The 17,957-nt window shown below is 66.4% G+C and carries 17 protein-coding genes; 4 read left to right on the top strand and 13 right to left on the bottom strand.

All coding sequences use genetic code 11. The features are described from left to right. Nucleotides 1–12: 12 nt before the first annotated feature. The gene (locus E2K76_RS08555) at nt 13–1,716 is read left to right on the top strand and encodes a glycosyltransferase (protein WP_136683881.1); all 1,704 of its coding nucleotides are present in this window, start codon (nt 13–15) and stop codon (nt 1,714–1,716) included. On the opposite strand, the gene E2K76_RS08550 is transcribed toward E2K76_RS08555, so the two are convergent. Next, nucleotides 1,713–2,348: a GntR family transcriptional regulator gene (locus tag E2K76_RS08550; protein ID WP_136683880.1), complete on the bottom strand. Its 636-nt coding sequence runs from the start codon at nt 2,346–2,348 to the stop codon at nt 1,713–1,715. The two genes, E2K76_RS08555 and E2K76_RS08550, sit on opposite strands and share 4 nt — an antisense overlap. A gap of 91 nt (nt 2,349–2,439) precedes the next feature. Here E2K76_RS08550 and E2K76_RS08545 point away from each other — a divergent pair, with 91 nt between their 5' ends. After that, the gene (locus E2K76_RS08545; protein WP_136683879.1) at nt 2,440–3,087 is read left to right on the top strand and encodes a pyrimidine 5'-nucleotidase; all 648 of its coding nucleotides are present in this window, start codon (nt 2,440–2,442) and stop codon (nt 3,085–3,087) included. Then, on the top strand, nt 3,084–4,244 hold the full coding sequence (locus E2K76_RS08540) for a UbiH/UbiF family hydroxylase (RefSeq protein WP_136683878.1): 1,161 nt from the start codon (nt 3,084–3,086) through the stop codon (nt 4,242–4,244). Before E2K76_RS08545 ends, E2K76_RS08540 begins: the two co-directional genes overlap by 4 nt. Here the strand turns inward: E2K76_RS08540 and E2K76_RS08535 are convergent. Both E2K76_RS08535 and E2K76_RS08530 read right to left on the bottom strand, forming a co-directional pair. Continuing rightward, entirely contained in the window at nt 4,237–4,692 is a 456-nt protein-coding gene (locus E2K76_RS08535) for an Lrp/AsnC family transcriptional regulator (RefSeq protein ID WP_136683877.1), read from the bottom strand. The two genes, E2K76_RS08540 and E2K76_RS08535, sit on opposite strands and share 8 nt — an antisense overlap. Next, nucleotides 4,689–5,144, bottom strand: coding sequence for an Lrp/AsnC family transcriptional regulator (locus E2K76_RS08530; protein ID WP_136683876.1), 456 nt, complete (start codon nt 5,142–5,144; stop codon nt 4,689–4,691). Before E2K76_RS08530 ends, E2K76_RS08535 begins: the two co-directional genes overlap by 4 nt. A gap of 130 nt (nt 5,145–5,274) precedes the next feature. On the opposite strand from E2K76_RS08530, the gene ilvC reads away from it, so the two are divergent. Next, on the top strand, nt 5,275–6,297 hold the full coding sequence (ilvC, locus tag E2K76_RS08525; RefSeq protein ID WP_136683875.1) for a ketol-acid reductoisomerase: 1,023 nt from the start codon (nt 5,275–5,277) through the stop codon (nt 6,295–6,297). Here ilvC and E2K76_RS08520 read toward each other — a convergent pair. The 10 genes from E2K76_RS08520 to E2K76_RS08475 all read right to left on the bottom strand — a co-directional run bounded on the left by E2K76_RS08520 (nt 6,294) and on the right by E2K76_RS08475 (nt 17,847). Then, nucleotides 6,294–6,824, bottom strand: a complete 531-nt coding sequence (locus E2K76_RS08520) for a peroxidase (RefSeq protein WP_136683874.1) — start codon at nt 6,822–6,824, stop codon at nt 6,294–6,296. The two genes, ilvC and E2K76_RS08520, sit on opposite strands and share 4 nt — an antisense overlap. Nucleotides 6,825–7,026: 202 nt before the next feature. After that, nucleotides 7,027–8,370 (bottom strand): phosphoglucosamine mutase, encoded by a 1,344-nt coding sequence (gene glmM / locus E2K76_RS08515; RefSeq protein ID WP_136683873.1) that lies wholly within the window; start codon nt 8,368–8,370, stop codon nt 7,027–7,029. 1 nt (nt 8,371) lies between these two features. Then, the gene (gene folP, locus E2K76_RS08510) at nt 8,372–9,376 is read right to left on the bottom strand and encodes a dihydropteroate synthase (protein WP_136683872.1); all 1,005 of its coding nucleotides are present in this window, start codon (nt 9,374–9,376) and stop codon (nt 8,372–8,374) included. 37 nt (nt 9,377–9,413) lie between these two features. Beyond that, complete coding sequence (locus E2K76_RS08505; protein WP_136683871.1) at nt 9,414–10,172, bottom strand: dihydroneopterin aldolase; 759 nt, start codon at nt 10,170–10,172, stop codon at nt 9,414–9,416. 56 nt (nt 10,173–10,228) lie between these two features. Further along, on the bottom strand, nt 10,229–10,885 hold the full coding sequence (locus E2K76_RS08500; RefSeq protein ID WP_136683870.1) for a cell wall hydrolase: 657 nt from the start codon (nt 10,883–10,885) through the stop codon (nt 10,229–10,231). Between the two features lie 186 nt (nt 10,886–11,071). Continuing rightward, complete coding sequence (locus E2K76_RS08495; RefSeq protein ID WP_136683869.1) at nt 11,072–13,591, bottom strand: putative PEP-binding protein; 2,520 nt, start codon at nt 13,589–13,591, stop codon at nt 11,072–11,074. A gap of 33 nt (nt 13,592–13,624) precedes the next feature. After that, nucleotides 13,625–15,721, bottom strand: coding sequence for a glycine--tRNA ligase subunit beta (gene glyS, locus E2K76_RS08490; RefSeq protein ID WP_136683868.1), 2,097 nt, complete (start codon nt 15,719–15,721; stop codon nt 13,625–13,627). A gap of 36 nt (nt 15,722–15,757) precedes the next feature. Then, nucleotides 15,758–16,435, bottom strand: coding sequence for a class I SAM-dependent methyltransferase (locus E2K76_RS08485; protein WP_136683867.1), 678 nt, complete (start codon nt 16,433–16,435; stop codon nt 15,758–15,760). Nucleotides 16,436–16,492: 57 nt separating this feature from the next. Then, nucleotides 16,493–16,936: a DUF6446 family protein gene (locus E2K76_RS08480; RefSeq protein WP_136683866.1), complete on the bottom strand. Its 444-nt coding sequence runs from the start codon at nt 16,934–16,936 to the stop codon at nt 16,493–16,495. Continuing rightward, on the bottom strand, nt 16,936–17,847 hold the full coding sequence (locus E2K76_RS08475) for a glycine--tRNA ligase subunit alpha (RefSeq protein ID WP_136683865.1): 912 nt from the start codon (nt 17,845–17,847) through the stop codon (nt 16,936–16,938). The genes E2K76_RS08480 and E2K76_RS08475 overlap by 1 nt, the downstream gene beginning before the upstream one ends. Nucleotides 17,848–17,957 lie beyond the last annotated feature (110 nt).

Below are 17,957 nucleotides of genomic sequence, written 5' to 3'. Positions count from 1 at the left end.
AGAGGCATCGTCATGCGCCCCGGCCAACGCGGCACCATCCAGCACGTCGAAGCGCCGCGCAGCCCATCGACCGCAGCCCTGCCGCGTCCCCGGGACCTGCGCCGCGTCGATGCCGCAATCGATCCCCCCGACCCGCGACTGATCGACCTCGTCGGGTCGGCGCTTTGCCTGCGCGAGGCGGTCCTGCCCTGGCGCAACGCGGGTGGCACCAGCATCGTCGCCGTTGCCCGCCCGGAAACGTTCGACCGTCTGCGCCCGCTGCTGGAATCCCGGCTCGGCCCGGTCGCCTGTGCGCTTTGCCCGGAAAACCAGATCGCCGCCGCCCTGATCGCGATGCGCGGCACCGAACTTGTGCGCGAGGCGGAGACGACCGTGCCCGACCGCCTCAGCTGCCGAAGCTGGAACATCTCGTCGGCTACCTATTGGGTGCAGCTTGCGCTGGTCGCGCTTGCCAGTTGCCTGCTGCTGTGGCCCATCGCGACGCTTGGCATCGTTGCCGGATGGGCCGTGCTGGCGCTGATCTGCGGGATGGGGCTGAAACTTGCCGCCGCCATCGCGGCCCATCGCGCCGTCCCTGCCCCACCGCCCCCGCCGATCATCGCGCGCCTGCCCACGGTTTCCGTCATCGTCGCACTGTATCGCGAGGCCGACATCGCCCCCCGCCTCGTGCATCGGCTCGCGGCGCTGGATTACCCGCGCGAGCTTCTGGACATCGTTCTGGCGGTCGAGGAGCGCGACAGCCTGACCCGCGACGCGCTGGCCCGAACCATCCTGCCCGACTGGATGCGGATCGTCGTGGTCCCGCATGGCCACCTGAAGACCAAACCCCGCGCGCTCAACTTCGCGTTGACGCAGTGTCGCGGCTCGATCATCGGCGTCTACGATGCCGAGGATGCGCCCGCCCCCGATCAGATCCGCAAGGTCGCGACGGAATTTCACCGCCACGGGCCGGATGTCGGCTGTCTTCAGGGCGTGCTCGATTTCTACAACCCGCGCACCAACTGGATCGCGCGTTGCTTCACGGTGGAATACGCGGCGCTGTTCCGGGTGCTGCTGCCGGGCTTCCGCCGTCTTGGGCTGGCGATCCCGCTGGGTGGCACCACGCTGTTCATCCGCCGCACGGTGCTGGAGCAGCTTGGCGCATGGGATGCCCATAACGTGACCGAGGATGCCGATCTGGGCATCCGTCTGGCCCGCGCTGGCTATCGCACCGAAATGGTAGACACCGTCACGCACGAGGAGGCGAACTGCCGCCCCCTGGCCTGGATTCGCCAACGTTCGCGCTGGCAGAAGGGCTATATGATGACATGGTGCATCCATATGCGCGATCCGCTGCGCCTGTGGCGGGACCTTGGCAGCCGCGCCTTCTTTGGCTTTCAGACCATGTTCCTGCTGGCCTTGTCGCAGGTGCTGCTGGCCCCGGTGCTGTGGTCGTTCTGGCTTTTGTCGCTGAGCGTCTGGCACCCGCTGGCCGACATCCTGCCGCCGCAGACGAAATTCGTGCTGATCGGCCTGTTTCTTCTGACCGAGGCGATCAACATCATCATCGGTATCCTTGCCCTGCGCAGGACGCAGCACCGGCTCAGCCCACTTTGGGTGCCGACGCTGATCCTGTATTTTCCGCTGGCAACGATTTCAGCCTACAAGGCGCTGCGCGAGATGATCACCGCCCCGTTTTTCTGGGACAAGACCGCGCACGGCAAATTCGACACCTAGCGGACGCGAAGCTCTCCGGCTTCGACCCGCAGTCGCGTTTCGAACGCCTTGGAGATGTGGCGGTGCAGCGCTTCGTCGGCGGCATCGCCGTCCCGCGCCTCGATGGCGGCGACGATGTGGTCATGTTCGGCCATCGCCGCCTCGTCCCGCCCCTCGGCCGCCAGCGAGGTCCCGGCCATCAGCGCCATCGACCGGTGCAGCAATTCCAGCTGCTGCACCAGAAAACGGTTATGCGAGGCGAGGTGGATCTGCTTGTGGAACCGCCGGTTCGCCCGGCTCAGCAGACGCGGATCGCCGCCCAGCAAGGCGCGGTCATCCTCGACCATACCGCGCAGCACCCGGATCTCCTCGTCCCGCGCGTGGCGCGCCGCCAGCCGTGCCGCCAGCCCTTCAAGCTCTGACCGGACGGCATAGAATTCCGCCAGCTGGTTGTGATCCAGCGATGCGACGATCAGGCTGCGCCCGTCGCGTGCCAGCATCGACTGCGTCTCCAGCCGCTGCAACGCCTCGCGCACCGGGGTTCGCGACACGCCCAGCCGTTCGGCCAGTTCCGATTCCACCAGCCGGTCGCCCGGCTTGTAGGTGCCGGATTCGATCGCCTCGATGATGAGCGTATAGGCGTCCTTCTGCATCGCGTCCCCTTCTCCGGCGTCATACTTTGCGCGGTTTGCGCGTCACTGCAACAGGATTGCCCGCATCCGCCAGTGGCGATATTGTCCCACCATGCAATCGGTCGGTTTCCATCACGTTCGCGCCTGGGTCTTCGATCTGGACAATACGCTCTACCACCCCTCGGCGCGGCTGTTCGATCAGGTGTCCACGCGGATGACCGACTGGGTGATGGAGGCCCTGTCGCTGGGGCGCGACGAGGCGGACCAGATGCGGCTGCGCTACTGGAACCTGCATGGCACCACGCTGGCGGGGCTGATCGCGGAACATGGGATCGACCCGGTGCCCTATCTGGATCACGTCCACGACATCTCGCTAGCGCATCTGCAACCGGACGCGGCACTGGCCGGGGCGATCCGCGCGCTGCCGGGGCGGCGCTTCGTCTATACCAACGGATCGGCTCCCTATGCGGAGCGGGTGCTGGCGGCGCGGGGACTGTCGGGGCTGTTCGACGGAATTTACGGGGTTGAGAACGCCAATTACCGTTCCAAACCCGCGCGCGAGGCGTTCGAGACGGTCTTCGCCCTTGCCGGGATCGACCCCAGCATCGGCGCGATGTTCGAGGATGACACCCGCAACCTTGCCGTTCCCCACGCGATGGGCATGCAGACGGTGCATGTTGCGGACGATCCCGAACCCGCGGGGCACATCCATCACCACACCGCCGATCTGGCGGGCTTTCTGACGAAGGTGCTGCCGTGACGGATATTCTCATCTCGGGCGGCGGGGTCGCGGGGCTGACGGCGGCGGCGGCCTTCGGCAGCGCGGGATACGAGGTCGTCTGCGTCGATCCCGCCCCGCCCGTCACCGAACAGGGGCCGGGTGCGGACCAACGTTCGACCGCCTTTTTGCAACCCTCGATCCCCGTGCTTCAGGCGGCGGGGCTGTGGGACCGGCTGTTCCCGCAGGCCGCGCCCTTGCAGGTCATGCGGATCGTCGATGCCGGTGGCGCGCGGCCCGAGCCGCGTCTGGTCAAGGAATTCGACGCCGCCGAAATCTCGGACCAGCCCTTTGGCTGGAACCTTCCCAACTGGCTCCTGCGGCGCGAAATGGTTGCGCGGCTGGCAGAACTGCCCAATGTCCGCTTCCTGCCCGGCACCGGCACCGCCCGCCTGCTGACGCGCGAGGCCGAGGCCCGCGTGACCCTGACCGACGGGCAGACGATCACCGCAAGGCTGGTCGTGGGCGCGGATGGCCGCAGCAGCCCCGTGCGCGAACAGGCGGGCATCGGCACGCGGGTAACGCGCTTCGGGCAGAAGGCGCTGGCCTTCAGCGTCACGCATCCGATCCCGCACAACAACGTCTCGACCGAGGTGCATCGCACCGGCGGCCCGTTCACGCTGGTGCCGCTGCCCAGCCAGAACGCCTCCGCCATCGTCTGGATGGAGACGGGGCCGGAGGTCGAACGTCTGCGCGCCCTGCCTGCCCCCGATTTCGAGGCCGCCATGAACGAGCGGTCCTGCGGGATCTTGGGCGATCTGACGCTGGCCTCGCCCATCGCGGTCTGGCCGATCATCCTGCAGACCGCGACCCGCATGTCCGGCCAGCGCACCGCCCTGATCGCCGAGGCCGCGCATGTCCTGCCCCCCATCGGCGCGCAGGGGTTGAACATGAGCCTTGCCGACATCGCCCTGCTGCTGGAACTCGGCCCCACCGGCGATTCGAAGATGCTGGAGACCTATCACCGCCGCCGCCATGCCGACATCGCCCTGCGCGCCCGCGGGATCGAGGCGCTGAACCGCGCGTCGATGCTGTCGGCACCGCTGATGCGCGATCTGCGGGCCAAGGCGCTGGACGTGATGTATTCCGCCGCCCCCGTCCGCCGGGGTCTGATGCGCGCGGGCTTGGGCGTCAAATAGGTCCCGGGCGGCGTTCCTCGGTCAGCAGCACGTTCGCCTCCACCTGCCCCACGCCCGGCAGCGTCATGATCCGCCGCCGCAGCACCCGTTCGAAATCCGCGATGTCGCGGGCGACGACCCGCAGACGGTAATCGAACAGGCCAAGGACGTGCTGGACGATCTGCACCTCCGGGATCGCGGTCGCCGCCCGCTCGAAATCCTCAAGGCTCACGCGGCCCTTGGTGGCCAGCTTGATCCCCAGAAACACCGTCACGCCGAAGCCCAGCGCCTCGCGGTCCATCACCACGCGCCGGCCGGCGATGACGCCGGCATCCTCCAGCCGTTTGATGCGTCGCCATGTTGCGGGCTGCGACAGGCCGATCCGTCGGCCCAAGGCACCCGCCGACTGCGTCGCGTCCTGCGCCATCGCCCGAAGGATCGCGCGGTCGGTATCGTCCAGATCGATCAAATCGGAAGCGCCTCGGCATCCTTGATGGTGGAGATCAGCATCAACGCCTCGATATCGGCGATATGCGGCAGGGTCAGGATGCGCGAGCGATATATTTCCTGATAGTGCCGCATATCGCGCGCGATGACGTTCAGTCGCAGGTCCACCCGGCCAAGGAAGGTCTCGATCGCGATGACTTCCGGCACCCCCCTCGCGGCGGCGATGAAATCGTCGAAGGCACGCGGTTCGGTCTTGTCGAGGCTGAAGCGGAGCGAAACCTCCACCTCGTAGCCCAAGGCGCGCCAGTCGATCACCGCCTCCTGCGCGCGGATGATCCCCTGTTCGGCCAGACGTTCCAATCGGCGCCACGCGGTTGCGGGGGTCACGCCCGCGCGTTCCGCAATCTCTCCGGTGGCGGCGGCGGGATCGGCCAGAAGCTGGCGCAGCAAGCGGCGGTCCGTATCGTCAAGCATGATTTATCCGACAATGGCTGCCTTGGCGCATATATTCTTTTCTTGGATCGTGCAAATCCTGAATGTTGCATCCATCCTCGCGCGGCAGTCCTTATTTTGCTTGTTACAAAGACACCGAAAGGAAAACGCCATGCGCGTGTATTATGACCGCGACTGCGACATCAACCTGATCAAGGACAAGAAGGTCGCGATCCTCGGCTATGGCAGCCAAGGCCACGCCCACGCGCTGAACCTGCGCGATTCCGGTGCGAAGAACCTCGTCGTCGCCCTGCGCGAAGGCTCGCCTTCGGCCAAGAAAGCCGAAGCCGAGGGCCTGAAGGTCATGGGCATCGCCGAAGCCGCCGCATGGTGCGACCTGATCATGTTCACCATGCCCGACGAACTTCAGGCCGAAACCTACCGCAAATACGTTCATGACAATCTGAAGGAAGGCTCCGCCATCGCCTTCGCCCACGGTCTGAACGTCCACTTCGGCCTGATCGAGCCGAAAGCCGGCGTCGACGTCATCATGATGGCACCCAAGGGTCCGGGCCACACCGTGCGCGGCGAATATACCAAAGGCGGCGGCGTGCCCTGTCTCGTGGCCGTGCATCACGACGCCACGGGCCGCGCCATGGAAACCGGCCTGTCCTACTGCTCCGCCATCGGCGGTGGCCGTTCGGGCATCATCGAGACGAACTTCCGTCAGGAATGCGAAACCGACCTGTTCGGCGAACAAGCCGTCCTGTGTGGCGGTCTGGTCGAGCTGATCCGCATGGGCTTCGAAACGCTCGTCGAAGCCGGCTACGAGCCGGAGATGGCCTATTTCGAGTGCCTGCACGAAGTGAAGCTGATCGTCGACCTGATCTATGAAGGCGGCATCGCGAACATGAACTACTCGATCTCGAACACCGCCGAATATGGCGAATATGTCTCGGGCCCACGCATCCTTCCCTATGACGAGACGAAGGCGCGGATGAAGGCGGTTCTGGCCGACATTCAGTCGGGCAAGTTCGTGCGCGACTTCATGCTTGAAAACGCCGTTGGCCAGCCGTCCTTCAAGGCGACGCGCCGCCTGAACGACGAACACCAGATCGAAGAAGTCGGTGCGAAACTGCGCGCGATGATGCCGTGGATTTCCAAAGGCAAGATGGTCGACAAGGCCCGCAACTAAACCGCGATCGGCCTGCCGGGGGTCAGCGCAATGCGCAGCGCTTCCGGCAGGCTGGCATATCGCGCGTCGGGCTGCACGCCCAGCGCGTCGATATACTTGCCAAAGAAACAACGCGCCGCCGCAGCAGCGGCGATGTCGCTGATTTCGGCATCGTCCAGCCCGACATCGCGCAGGCGGTCCATATCCTGCGCGGTTATCGAAGACGCATCCAGCACAAGCTTGCGGACGAACGTCATGATCTCGCGGTCCACCTTGTTCGTCGGACCATCCTTCAGGATCGTCAGGATATCAGAATCGGGGAAATGGTCGCGCAGGACGCTCCCATGGGCAAGCGCAGAGTAGCTGGATTTCATCGCCATCGCCGCCGCAACCGTCACAAGCTCGTAACGCAGCGGTTGCATCCTGATCTTGATGCAACCAAGCAGCACGACCCACGCATCCATCAACTCGGGCCGGTGGCTGAACGCTTCCATCCAGTTCGGATCTTCGGGGTTCTTGTCCGTCGGTGCAGGCACGATGAACAGCATGCGATCACCTCCCATCAGGAGATGGTATCACGCTGGCCGCCTTTGCCGCTCTACTTTCGCGCGACGGCCCGGACGGGAATGGGCCGTTTTTCGCTTATCGCGGCGATGCCGATGGCCGCAACTATCAGAATGGCAAAGAGCTGGATCATCTGTCTTCCTCCTGCAACGCCATCCCAACGCCAAGCCCCGCTGCGATGTTCCCTCAGGCGGTCGCGTCCTGAATGGCCGCGACCACCGAACCCACGGCCGCTTCAAGGATCGCAGGATCTTCCGCTTCCGCCATGACGCGGATCAACGGCTCGGTCCCCGACTTGCGGATCAGCAGGCGACCGCTGCCCGCAAGCTGTGCCTCGGCCCCCGCGACGGCTTTCTGCACGCGCGGATCGGCCAGCGGCTCCTGCCCGGCGGCATAGCGCACGTTCTTCAGCATCTGCGGCACCGTTTCAAAGCTTTGCACCAGTTCGGACGCCGCCCGCCCCGAGCGCGCCATCTCGGCCAGGAATTGCAGGCCGGCCACCAGCCCATCGCCGGTGGTGGTGTAATCGGTCATCACGATATGGCCCGACTGCTCGCCGCCAAGGTTGAAGCCCCCCTCGCGCATCCGCTCGACCACATAGCGATCGCCCACCGGCGTCCGCTCCAGCCGCAAACCGCGCCCCTGCAGGAACCGCTCCAGCCCAAGGTTCGACATGACGGTCGCAACCAGCGCCCCGCCCTTCAGCTTGCCCTCATCCGCCCAGCGGGCCGCCAGAAGCGCCATGATCTGATCGCCGTCCGCAACGCGCCCGTTCTGATCCAGGATCATCACCCGGTCCGCATCGCCGTCCAGCGTGATGCCCACATCGGCGCCATGCGCAACCACCGCCTCGGCCGCCGCTTCGGGATGGGTGGACCCGCAGCCAAGGTTGATGTTCTTGCCGTTCGGCGCGGTGCCGACCGGGATCACCTCGGCCCCAAGTTCCCACAGCACCTCGGGGGCGGCGCGATAGGCGGCCCCGTTGGCGCAGTCGATCACCACCTTCAGACCGTCCAGTCGCAGCCCTTGGGGGAAGGTCGTCTTGGCATATTCCTGATACCGACCGCGCCCATCCTCGATCCGCTTGGCGCGCCCGATCTCGGCCGGGGCGGCCAGCGCGATCTCGGCACCCAGCAGCGCCTCGATCTCTGCCTCGGCGGCGTCGGACAGTTTGAAGCCGTCGGGGCCGAAGAACTTGATGCCGTTGTCGTGATGCGGGTTGTGGCTGGCCGAGATCATGACCCCCAGATCCGCCCGCATCGACCGCGTCAGGAACCCGACCGCCGGCGTCGGCACCGGGCCAAGCAGCAGTACGTTCATCCCCATGGATGTCAGCCCCGCCGTCAGCGCGTTTTCCAGCATATAGCCCGACAGCCGCGTGTCCTTGCCGATGACCACCCGCCGCGCGCCGGTGTGGCGCGAAAAGAACTTGCCCGCCGCCAGCCCAAGGCGCAGCGCGACCTCGGCCGTCATGGGGGCGGTATTGGCGGTGCCGCGCACCCCGTCGGTGCCGAAAAGCTTCCGTGTCATCTCATACTCCAAGGGTCGAGGCTTGCCACAGGCTCAGCGCCTGCCGCGTCTCGGCCACGTCATGCACGCGCAGGATCTGCACGCCCTGCGCCACGCCCGCCAGTGCCACGGCGATCGACCCGGGCATCCGCGCCGCCGCATCCTCGGCCCGGCCGACCGTGCCGATGAACCGCTTGCGCGACACGCCCAGCAGGACCGCACAGCCAAGACCATGGAACAGCGACAGCCCGCGGATCAAGGCAAGGTTATGCGCCAGCGTCTTGCCAAAGCCGATGCCCGGATCGACGACGATGCGGGCGCGGTCGATGCCCGCCGCCTCGGCCGCCGCGATGCGGTCCTCCAGATGGTCATAGACGTCCAGAAGCACGTTCTCATAGCTGGGATTGATCTGCATGTCGCGCGGCCCGCCCTGCGAATGCATCAGGCAGATCGCCCGCCCCGAACCTGCGGCAACCGCCGCCATGGCCGGATCATACAGCATCGCCGACACGTCATTGACCAGATCGGCCCCCGCCTGCACCGCCGCATCCGCCACCCGCGCCTTGCGCGTATCGACAGAGATCGGAACCCGCGACCCGGCGCGCAGCGCGTGGATCAAGGGCGCGACGCGGGCGACCTCTTCGGTCTCGTCCACCGTCTCGGCTCCGGGGCGGGTGCTTTCACCGCCGATGTCCAGCATGTCGGCACCATCGGACACTGCAGCCTCGCATCCGGCCACCGCATCCTCCAGCCCCCGGAAACGCCCGCCGTCGGAAAAGCTGTCCGGCGTCACGTTCACGACGGCCATCAGGCGCGGCATGTCCATCGCCAGCCTCGCGACATCGGCACGCGGTGCAGTCAGGCGGTCCAGAACGCGCGGGGGGATTTCATCGACATGGACGATGCGGCTGCTGCCGTCGCGCCCGATCGCCTCGGCCCGGTCGAACCAGCACCAGCCGCCGGCCAGCCTGCGCGAAGTGTCGGGGCGGGCGGGGTCCGTCATGGCGATAGGGCGGTAATAGATCATGCCGCCTGATTTGCCCTGCCCCGAGGGCGATGGCAAGTCATGCGGTCGGCGGCAGCACGCGGCTTCCCGCCTGCGATGAAATACCGCCGTGATCCGCCCCAAGCTCGGCCGCCAGCCATTGCGCCAGCGCCTCGGGGTCGGTCGTCGCCGGTCCCTGCACGGCGTCCAGCACCATGCGCGAGGGCGCCCAAGCCACGATCCCGCCGCGCCGCATGGCCCAGTCGATCTCGGTCCGGGTCGCGGCGACGGTGATTTCCGCGCCGGCCAGCGCCCAGGCGGCCTGATCCAGCGCCAGCAGATCGATGCGGCGCTGGTTCTCCGGCACCTCGCTGTGCAGGGTGGCGGTCGCGACGGGGCAGATGATGGTCCCTGGCTGCGGCTCTGCCCCGGCCATGACGATGCGCGGGCGGATGGGGTCGCTGTCCAGCGGGGCCACCTGTTCGCGGCTGCGGCGGATCTCCACCCCCAGCACGAAGGGGCCGCGATCCAGCTTTTCGATCCGCACCGTGACCGCCAGCGCCTGCGGCGCGGCAAGGATGCGGCGCGCAATATTCTCGGCCAGCGTTTCCAGCAGGTTCAGGCGCCCGGCCGCAAGTTCGGCCCCGATCGCTTCGTGGATGCGGTCATAGGACAGGATGCGGTCCACATCGTCGTCCAGCGGCCCGGCGGGCGGCGCGATATCGACGTCCACATTGAACCGGATGCGCTGCAAAAGCCCGCGTTCAAGCTGGAACGCCCCGATCTCCACCTCGACGACGTGATCGTGCAGAAAGATGCGGTCGGGGATCGGGGACATGGCGGCTCCGGCAAGGCTCTGGCACCGGAATGCCAAACCCTGCCGCCCCGCGCAAGTCAGCCTTGGCGATAGAACAGATGCGCGCCGATGGTCGCGGTGCGCGGCAGACGGCTGGCCCAGTGCGGATTGACCGCATTCGTGTGGAAATGCGTCGCACCCGAGGTCAGACCACGCGGCGCGCCCGACAACATGATCGCGGCGATCTTGCCCGCACGGGTGAAGGCGCGCGTCTCGGTGATCGTCTCGGGCTTGCCGTCGCAGGCATAGGAGAACTGGCACCCCGGCCCGCTGGCCCCCTGTTTCACCACGCCGCAGATCGTGCGCGGATAGGAGGGGCTGTCCACCCGGTTCAGAATGACCTCGGCCACCGCGAACTGGCCGCGCACCGTCTCGCCCCGCGCTTCGAAGTAAAGTGCTTCGGCAAGGCAGCGCCATTCCTCGTTGCGGGCCACGTCCGGCGATTGCGCCGAAACCCATTTGGCATCGTATTTGATCAGAACGGGCCGCGCCGGGGGCGCATCCTTGGCCTGTTCGGGTGCCGCCACATCGGGCAGCGCGGCGCGGGCATCCCGCTCTTGGCCCAACAGGGCCGAAATCTGTGGTCCGACCTCTTCGGTCGGGGCGTTGGACTGGCTCACCGTGACATCGGCGAGCGCCGCTCCGCCAACAAGCAACGCGAAAGCGCTGCTTGCCCAGCACATAAGCAAGCGCATGACTATTGTTCCCGGTCGTTTCCATCGCCGCGCGACCGGGATCAGCCTTGGCCCAGGATCACCGCGACGGCGGACCGAGTAACCCGAAACCGCGGGCCAAGTCCACCTTCCGTCATGAATACGACATAATGGATGACGTTTTTAGGCGAAGAACCGCCGCTTCGCGCATAGGTTGTGTCGCATAACCTATTGTTTAAGATCGTCTTTACCGTTTTCGGCGAGCACAAGACGTGCCGCGGCCAATCGCGCGAGAGGAACCCTATAAGGCGAGCAGGAAACGTAATCGAATCCTGCACGGCGACAGAAATCGATTGATTCGGGATCGCCTCCGTGCTCTCCGCAGATCGAGAGAATCAGGTCGCCCCGCGCCTTGCGGCCCCGTTCGGCAGCGATCAAAAGCAGCTCCCCCACCCCGTCCGTGTCAAGAACGTGGAAAGGATCCTCGGGGAAGACTTCGTGCTGGACATAGGCGTTCATGAACCTGCCGGCATCGTCGCGCGACATGCCATAGGTCATCTGCGTCAAGTCATTGGTCCCGAAGGACAAGAACGTCGCATTCTGCGCGATCTCTCCGGCGCGAAGTGCGGCGCGCGGCGTTTCCAGCATGACCCCCAGCCGATAGTCGAACGCCGCCCCCCGCGCACGCACCGCCGAGGCGACGGCTTCCAGCCTGCTGCGAACCAGCTCCACCTCGCGCCGGGCCGAGACCAGCGGGATCATGATCTCGGGCACCACATGCAGACCCTTTTCGGCGCAGGCGATGGTCGCCTCGAAGATCGCGCGGGCCTGCATGTCGTATATCTCGGGCAGTGCGATCCCAAGGCGAACGCCGCGCATCCCAAGCATCGGGTTGAACTCGGCCAGCGCCTCGGCCCGGCGCGTCACTTCGGACAGGGGGCGGTCCAGCGCCTCGGCCACGGCGCGCAGACCTTCGCGCGAATGCGGCAGGAATTCGTGCAGCGGCGGGTCCAGCAGGCGGATGCAGACCGGAAGCCCCTCCATGATCTCGAACAGACGCACAAAATCGGCGCGCTGCATCGGCAGAAGACGCGCCAGCGCCGCCGCACGGTCGGTGGGCGTGTCGGCAAAGATCATCTCGCGCATGGCAACCAGGCGGTCTTCGTCGAAGAACATGTGCTCGGTCCGGCACAGGCCGATCCCCTGCGCCTCGAACCGGCGGGCGACTTCGGCATCTGCCGGGGTGTCGGCATTCGCGCGCACGCCGATATCGCGCACCGCATCGGCCCAGGACAGCAAGGTGCGGAACGTCTCGTCCAGCGCCGGGGCCAGCATCGCCGCCTGTCCGGTCAGCGCCTCGCCCAAAGTGCCATCGACGGTGATGATGTCGCCTTCGCGAAAGATCCGCCCGTCCGGCGCGGTCAGCTTGCGTTCGCGCAGGTCCAGCCGCATCTCCGACGCACCGACGACGCAAGGCACGCCAAGCCCGCGCGCGATCACCGCCGCGTGGCTGGTCATCCCCCCCCGTTCCGTCAGCACCCCCGAGGCCGAATGCATGCCGCGGATGTCTTCGGGTGTCGTCTCGCGCCGCACCAGAATGCAGGGCTCGCCCCGCGCCGAAAACGCCTGCGCGGCGGGCGAGGAGAACGCGACGCGCCCCGTCGCCGCGCCGGGGGATGCGGCGATCCCCTTGACGAAACGGTCACGGGGAACGGTCGGGTCGATCTGCGGGTGCAGGAGTTCCGACAGCGCGCGCGGCTCGATCCGCATGAGCGCATCGCCACGGCTGATCACCTCATCCTCGGCCAGCGCCACCGCGATCCGAACCGCCGCGCGCGAGGACCGCTGCACCCGCACCGCATCGATGACGGCAAGGCGGCCATCCTCGATGGTGAACTCGATCTGCATTTCCTCGCGCAGTTTCAGACGGCACACCGCCCCCTGCCGGATCAGATCGTCGAAAACACCCGGCGCCAGTTCCTCCAGCGAGGGACCGCGCGGATCGCGCGTCAAAAAGATCGCATCCCCCCCGCGCAGCGCATCGCGTCCCTGGCTCTGGCTCAGGTATCGGCCCGTGACCTGCGGCAGCCCGGTCGCGCCATCGACGAACTGGATCACCCCCGACCCGGACAGCCCCCGCCCGATCCCCTGCGCCATCGCCTGCACGACCAGCCCCAGTCCCGCCTGTTCCGGCGCGCCCTTGGCCTGACGCAGAAGCCGCGCACTGGTGCCTTCCCACGCGCGGGCCATGGACCGCAGAACCTCGGCCAACTGCACCGCCGGATCTTGGGGAAACGGCTCCTCCATCTCGTCGCTATATGCGCGCAGGGCCTCGTCCAGATTGCACTCGTCGAACATATCCGGGTCCAGACGGGCGGTGTGGATGGCATAGGATTGCACGAACCGAAGATAGAGCCGATCCGCAGCCTCCTGCCCGTGGGTGTCGACCAGTGCGGCATGACGGGCACGGTTCATGCCGATGTTCAGCACGGTCGCGGGGCCACCCCATTCCGGATTCTCGGGGCTGGGCCGGACCGAGATCAGCGGCGCAGGGCCGAAATTGGCAAGGATCGCGGCGCAATCCAGCGGCTGGCCCAGTGCCACCGCCCGCACCGTCACCACGGGCAGCGAGACGGTGACCGGAACCGGAAGATCCAGCCGGATCAGCCTTTGCAGGCATTTCGCCCGCCAGCCATGCGTGCCGGGCGCCATCGTGGTCGTTGCGGTGATGCGGGCGAAATCCGTCATGCCGTCCCCCTGCCCTTCCCGCGGAAGGGTATCCTACTCCGAGCCGAGCCGCGACAGATCCGCAACCGGCGCACAGGCGGCGCGAATCCGGTGCAGCAGGTTCAGCCGGTTGCGCCGGATCACCTGCTTGTCGCTGTTGACCTGCACGGCGGTGAAGAAAGCGTCGATCGGTGCGCGCAGACCCGCCAGCGCTGCCATGGCCGCGCCGAAATCCTCGGCCTTCATCGCCGGGGCGATCGCCGCCTCGGCCCCGTCCAGCGCCGTGAACAACGCGCGTTCCTCGTCCGTCTCGGCATATTTAACGTCGGCGCCGAAGCTGTATTCGACCCCATCGGCCTTTTCCGCCTGCGTCAGGATGTTGTTCGCCCGGCGGAAGCCTTGCAGCAGGTTTGCCCCATCCTCGGTCCCAAGGAAGTCCTGAAGCGCCCGCGCCCGTTTCACCAGAAGCGTCAGATCGTCATTCCCCGGCATGGCGAGGCAAGCGTCGATCACGTCATGCCGCACACCCTGATCGCGCAGGAACACCTTCAGCCGGTCGTGGAAGAAGGCCAGCAGATCATCTCCGAACCGCGCCAGCGGCAACCGCAGCCCGTTCGCCAGCACCAGCCGGATCACCCCCAGGGCGGCGCGGCGCAGGGCATAGGGGTCTTTCGAGCCCGTCGGCTTTTCGTCGATGGCCCAGAACCCCGTCAGCGTGTCCAGCTTGTCGGCCAGCGCCACGGCGACCGACACCGGCTGCGACGGCACATCGTCCGACGGGCCGAGCGGCGAATAATGCTGCTGGCAGGCCTCCGCCGCCGCATCCGGCAGCCCTTGGGCGCGGGCATAGTAGCTGCCCATCAGGCCCTGCAACTCGGGGAATTCACCGACCATCGCGGATTGCAGATCGGCCTTCGCCACCTTTGCCGCCAGTTCCGCCTGATCGGCATCGGCACCGACCAGCGGCGCAAGCTCGCGCGCGAGGGCAGCGATACGGGCGATCCGTTCGGCCTGCGATCCCAGCTTGTTGTGGAAGGTGACGTTCGCCAGCCCCGCCGCCATGCCTTCAAGACCCCCGTTTGCAACGGTGCGCAGGTCATTCTCCCAGAAGAAGCGGGCATCCGACAGACGGGCGGACAGCACCTTCAGGTTCCCCTTCAGGATCGTCGCGCCATCATCGGCGGTGGTGCGGTTGGCGACGGTGATGAACCGTTCGATCCGGCCCGTCTTGGGGTTGCGGACCGAAAAGAACTTCTGATGCTCCTTCATCGAGGTTTGCAGAACCTCGGGCGGCAGGCCAAGGAACTCCTCGCCGATCGCGCCCATCAGCACGACGGGCCATTCGACCAGCCCTGCCACCTCGGTCAGCAGCCCCGCGTCCGGCACGACCTCCAACCCCGAGGCGAAGGCGCCGGTCGTCGCATCATGCCAGATCGCGGCCTCCCGCTCGGCACTGTCCAGCACCACGAAGGCGCGTTTCAGCTTGGCGGCGTAATCGTCAAAGCCCGATACGGCGAACCGCGCGGGGGCAAGGAAACGGTGCCCCTCGGTCGTGTTGCCCGAGGTCAGGTGATCGACCGTCACAGGCACGACATCCGCCCCGGCTTCGGTCGTCAGCAGACACAGGATGGAATGGAGCGGACGCACCCAGCGAAGCTGGCCCGAGCCCCACCGCATCGACTTCGGCCAGGAGAAGGTGCGGATGGTGCGTTCGACCACCTCGGCCACGATCTCCGCCGCCGGACGGCCCGGCTTCGTGACCTTGGCGAACAGCACCTGCCCCTTCTTGTCGTCGCGCACCTCGACCACGACGCCGCCCGCGTGGATGTGCGAACCGGACGGCTGCCCCGCCAGCGCCATGACCGGGCCCGCATCGGTGATCCCGATGCCGCGCAGGAACCCGGCCAGCGCCTGTTCCGGCGCGTCGGCCTTCGGCCCTTTGCGTTCTTCGCGCGTGGTGGGCGATTCCGCCATCAGCCCTTCGATGGTCAGCACCAGACGCCGAGGCGTCGAGAACACGCCCGCCGAGGCATAGGTCAGCCCGGCTTCGACCAGCCCGTCGGTCACCAGCTTCTTCAGATCCTCGCGCGCGCGGCCTTGCATACGGGCCGGGATTTCCTCGGAGAAGAGTTCAAGCAGAAAATCGGGCATGTCGGGTCCGCTGGTTCGGTCTGTTCGCCGCCCGGATTAAAGGTTCTTTTCGGCAATCACAACGACGGCGCGGTATTCCTTGTTGGTCTTGCGGAAATCCAGCGGCGCCAGCAGCCGACCCCGCCCCTGCAGCAACCCCGAAAGCAGCCCGCTCAGATGATCGAGGCTGGCGCCGAACGGGTCCAGCGCGTTGCTGGTTTCCGGCGTCTGATCGCGCGTGTGGTCCAGCAGCAGCAACCCGCCGGGGCGGAGTGCATCGATCCACGCCCCGAACGCTTTGGCCGGATCGAAGGCGTGGTCCCATGAATTGGAATAGATGAAATCCGCGCGCCCCTCCCATTCGGGATTCGCGTCGTGGAAATCCCATTGCACGGTGTCGGGGAAATCGGTGGCGGTGTCGGAAATCTCGGTCCCGATCACCTCGGGGCTGCCGGTCAGGTGCTGGCGGAACCATGCCTGTTCGGCCCCGCGCCGGGTGCCGTGGCACAGGCCGAAAGACACCGGGCCGCGGGCGTTCAGATGGTCCGACAGCAACCGGATATGGCTTTCCTTGACGAATTGCCGCTTCAGCTTGGCCTTGTTGCCCGCCGTCTGCACCGCCTTGTAGGTTTCGTAATCCGGGTAATGATAAAGGGCGTAGCCGTCGCCCTGCTCGGTCGTGCCGGCGGCCAGTTCCGCCGCCTCGCGCGCTGCACGTTTGAAGATGCCTTCCATTGCTCGCCCCCCGATGATGCAATCCCGAGTGTGCAAGCAGAAGGCGATCTGCGCAACTTATTCGGCAGCGGGCCGCAGTTGATTCCACGCAAAGACGCGCCCGTCGGGAAAGACCGCCAGCACCCTGTCCGCGCCGGAATGAACATTGGCGCGGGACAGGAAGGCGGTGGCCTCGCCCCTCTCCAAAGCCTCGCCGATGGCATTTGCGTCGAAACAGTCGAACCAGCCCGGCGCGGTCAGGGGCGTGGGATTTGCAAACGGCACGCCGGTCGGCACGGGGCCTACGACGCGCGCGCAGGCCCGGAAACGGATGGGCGAGGATTCGGCGTCGATCCCCTCGATCCCCTCGACGGGAAGGGATTGGACCGCGCCGTCGGGCCCGGTGATCTCCAGCGCCGTCAACTCGACCGGATGGTAATAGCCGCGCGTCTGCGAATACCAAAGCCCCGCGCCCATCAGCAGGGCGGCGACAAGGATCGCGATGACGGCGATGCGGCCCATCAGGCGGATGCGCCCGCCTCGGTGGTGACGAACGCATCGGCGCAGCGTTTCGCCAGCGCCCGCACCCGCCCGATATAGGCCTGACGTTCCGTGACCGAGATCACGCCCCGCGCGTCCATCAGGTTGAACAGATGGCTGGCCTTGATGCACTGGTCATAGGCGGGATGGGCCATGACGATGGTGCGGCCCGCCTTGTCCTGCGGCGATGCGGTCAGGATGCGGTCGCATTCCGCCTCGGCATCCTTGAAATGCTGCAGCAGCATGTCCGTGTCGGCCTGATCGAAATTCCAGCGACTGTATTCCTGTTCCGTCTGGCGGAACACGTCGCCATAGGTCAGCGCGATCGGGCTGTCCGGATCGTTATAGGGCATGTCCATCACGTGATCGACGCCCAGCACATACATCGCCAGACGCTCAAGCCCATAGGTCAGCTCGCCCGAGACCGGCTTGCAGTCATGCCCGCCGACCTGCTGGAAATAGGTGAACTGCGACACTTCCATGCCGTCGCACCAGACCTCCCAGCCCAGACCCCACGCGCCGAGGGTGGGGGATTCCCAGTCATCCTCGACAAAGCGGATGTCGTGCAGGTCCATGTCGATGCCGATCGCCTCCAGCGATCCCAGATACAGCTTTTGCAGGTCCGGCGGCGAGGGTTTGATCAGCACCTGATACTGGTAATAATGCTGAAGCCGGTTCGGATTCTCGCCATAACGCCCGTCGGTCGGACGGCGCGAGGGCTGGACATAGGCCGCAGCCCAAGGGCGCGAGCCAAGCGAGCGCAGCGTGGTCGCCGGGTGGAACGTGCCCGCCCCCACTTCCATGTCGTAGGGCTGCAAGACCGCGCAGCCCTTCGATCCCCAGTAGGTCTGAAGCCGCAGGATGATTTCCTGGAAACTGCGGGGTGCGCTCATCGTCTGGCCCTCTTGCAAAGCGCCCTCTGCATAGGCAACAGGCGGGCAAGGGTCAATGTTGCGCAGCTGGGCAAAAGCATGTCTTGATGCAACCCAAAGTGGAAGGGCAC

The organism is Falsirhodobacter xinxiangensis, from assembly GCF_004959935.1.
Taxonomy (GTDB): Bacteria; Pseudomonadota; Alphaproteobacteria; order Rhodobacterales; family Rhodobacteraceae; genus Falsirhodobacter; species Falsirhodobacter xinxiangensis.
This window is presented reverse-complemented; position numbering and strand designations above follow the sequence as displayed.

What these genes read in the sequence shown, in the direction of transcription:
- E2K76_RS08480 (WP_136683866.1), bottom strand. Translation starts at nt 16,936, where the DNA reads ATGGGCCGCATCGCCGTCATCGCGATCCTTGTCGCCGCCCTGCTGATG.
- folP (WP_136683872.1), bottom strand. Translation starts at nt 9,376, where the DNA reads ATGATCTATTACCGCCCTATCGCCATGACGGACCCCGCCCGCCCCGAC.
- E2K76_RS08555 (WP_136683881.1), top strand. Translation starts at nt 13, where the DNA reads ATGCGCCCCGGCCAACGCGGCACCATCCAGCACGTCGAAGCGCCGCGC.
- glmM (WP_136683873.1), bottom strand. Translation starts at nt 8,370, where the DNA reads ATGACACGGAAGCTTTTCGGCACCGACGGGGTGCGCGGCACCGCCAAT.
- ilvC (WP_136683875.1), top strand. Translation starts at nt 5,275, where the DNA reads ATGCGCGTGTATTATGACCGCGACTGCGACATCAACCTGATCAAGGAC.
- E2K76_RS08545 (WP_136683879.1), top strand. Translation starts at nt 2,440, where the DNA reads ATGCAATCGGTCGGTTTCCATCACGTTCGCGCCTGGGTCTTCGATCTG.
- E2K76_RS08550 (WP_136683880.1), bottom strand. Translation starts at nt 2,348, where the DNA reads ATGCAGAAGGACGCCTATACGCTCATCATCGAGGCGATCGAATCCGGC.
- E2K76_RS08520 (WP_136683874.1), bottom strand. Translation starts at nt 6,824, where the DNA reads ATGCTGTTCATCGTGCCTGCACCGACGGACAAGAACCCCGAAGATCCG.
- E2K76_RS08530 (WP_136683876.1), bottom strand. Translation starts at nt 5,144, where the DNA reads ATGCTTGACGATACGGACCGCCGCTTGCTGCGCCAGCTTCTGGCCGAT.
- E2K76_RS08475 (WP_136683865.1), bottom strand. Translation starts at nt 17,847, where the DNA reads ATGAGCGCACCCCGCAGTTTCCAGGAAATCATCCTGCGGCTTCAGACC.
- E2K76_RS08500 (WP_136683870.1), bottom strand. Translation starts at nt 10,885, where the DNA reads ATGCGCTTGCTTATGTGCTGGGCAAGCAGCGCTTTCGCGTTGCTTGTT.
- E2K76_RS08485 (WP_136683867.1), bottom strand. Translation starts at nt 16,435, where the DNA reads ATGGAAGGCATCTTCAAACGTGCAGCGCGCGAGGCGGCGGAACTGGCC.
- glyS (WP_136683868.1), bottom strand. Translation starts at nt 15,721, where the DNA reads ATGCCCGATTTTCTGCTTGAACTCTTCTCCGAGGAAATCCCGGCCCGT.
- E2K76_RS08505 (WP_136683871.1), bottom strand. Translation starts at nt 10,172, where the DNA reads ATGTCCCCGATCCCCGACCGCATCTTTCTGCACGATCACGTCGTCGAG.
- E2K76_RS08495 (WP_136683869.1), bottom strand. Translation starts at nt 13,591, where the DNA reads ATGACGGATTTCGCCCGCATCACCGCAACGACCACGATGGCGCCCGGC.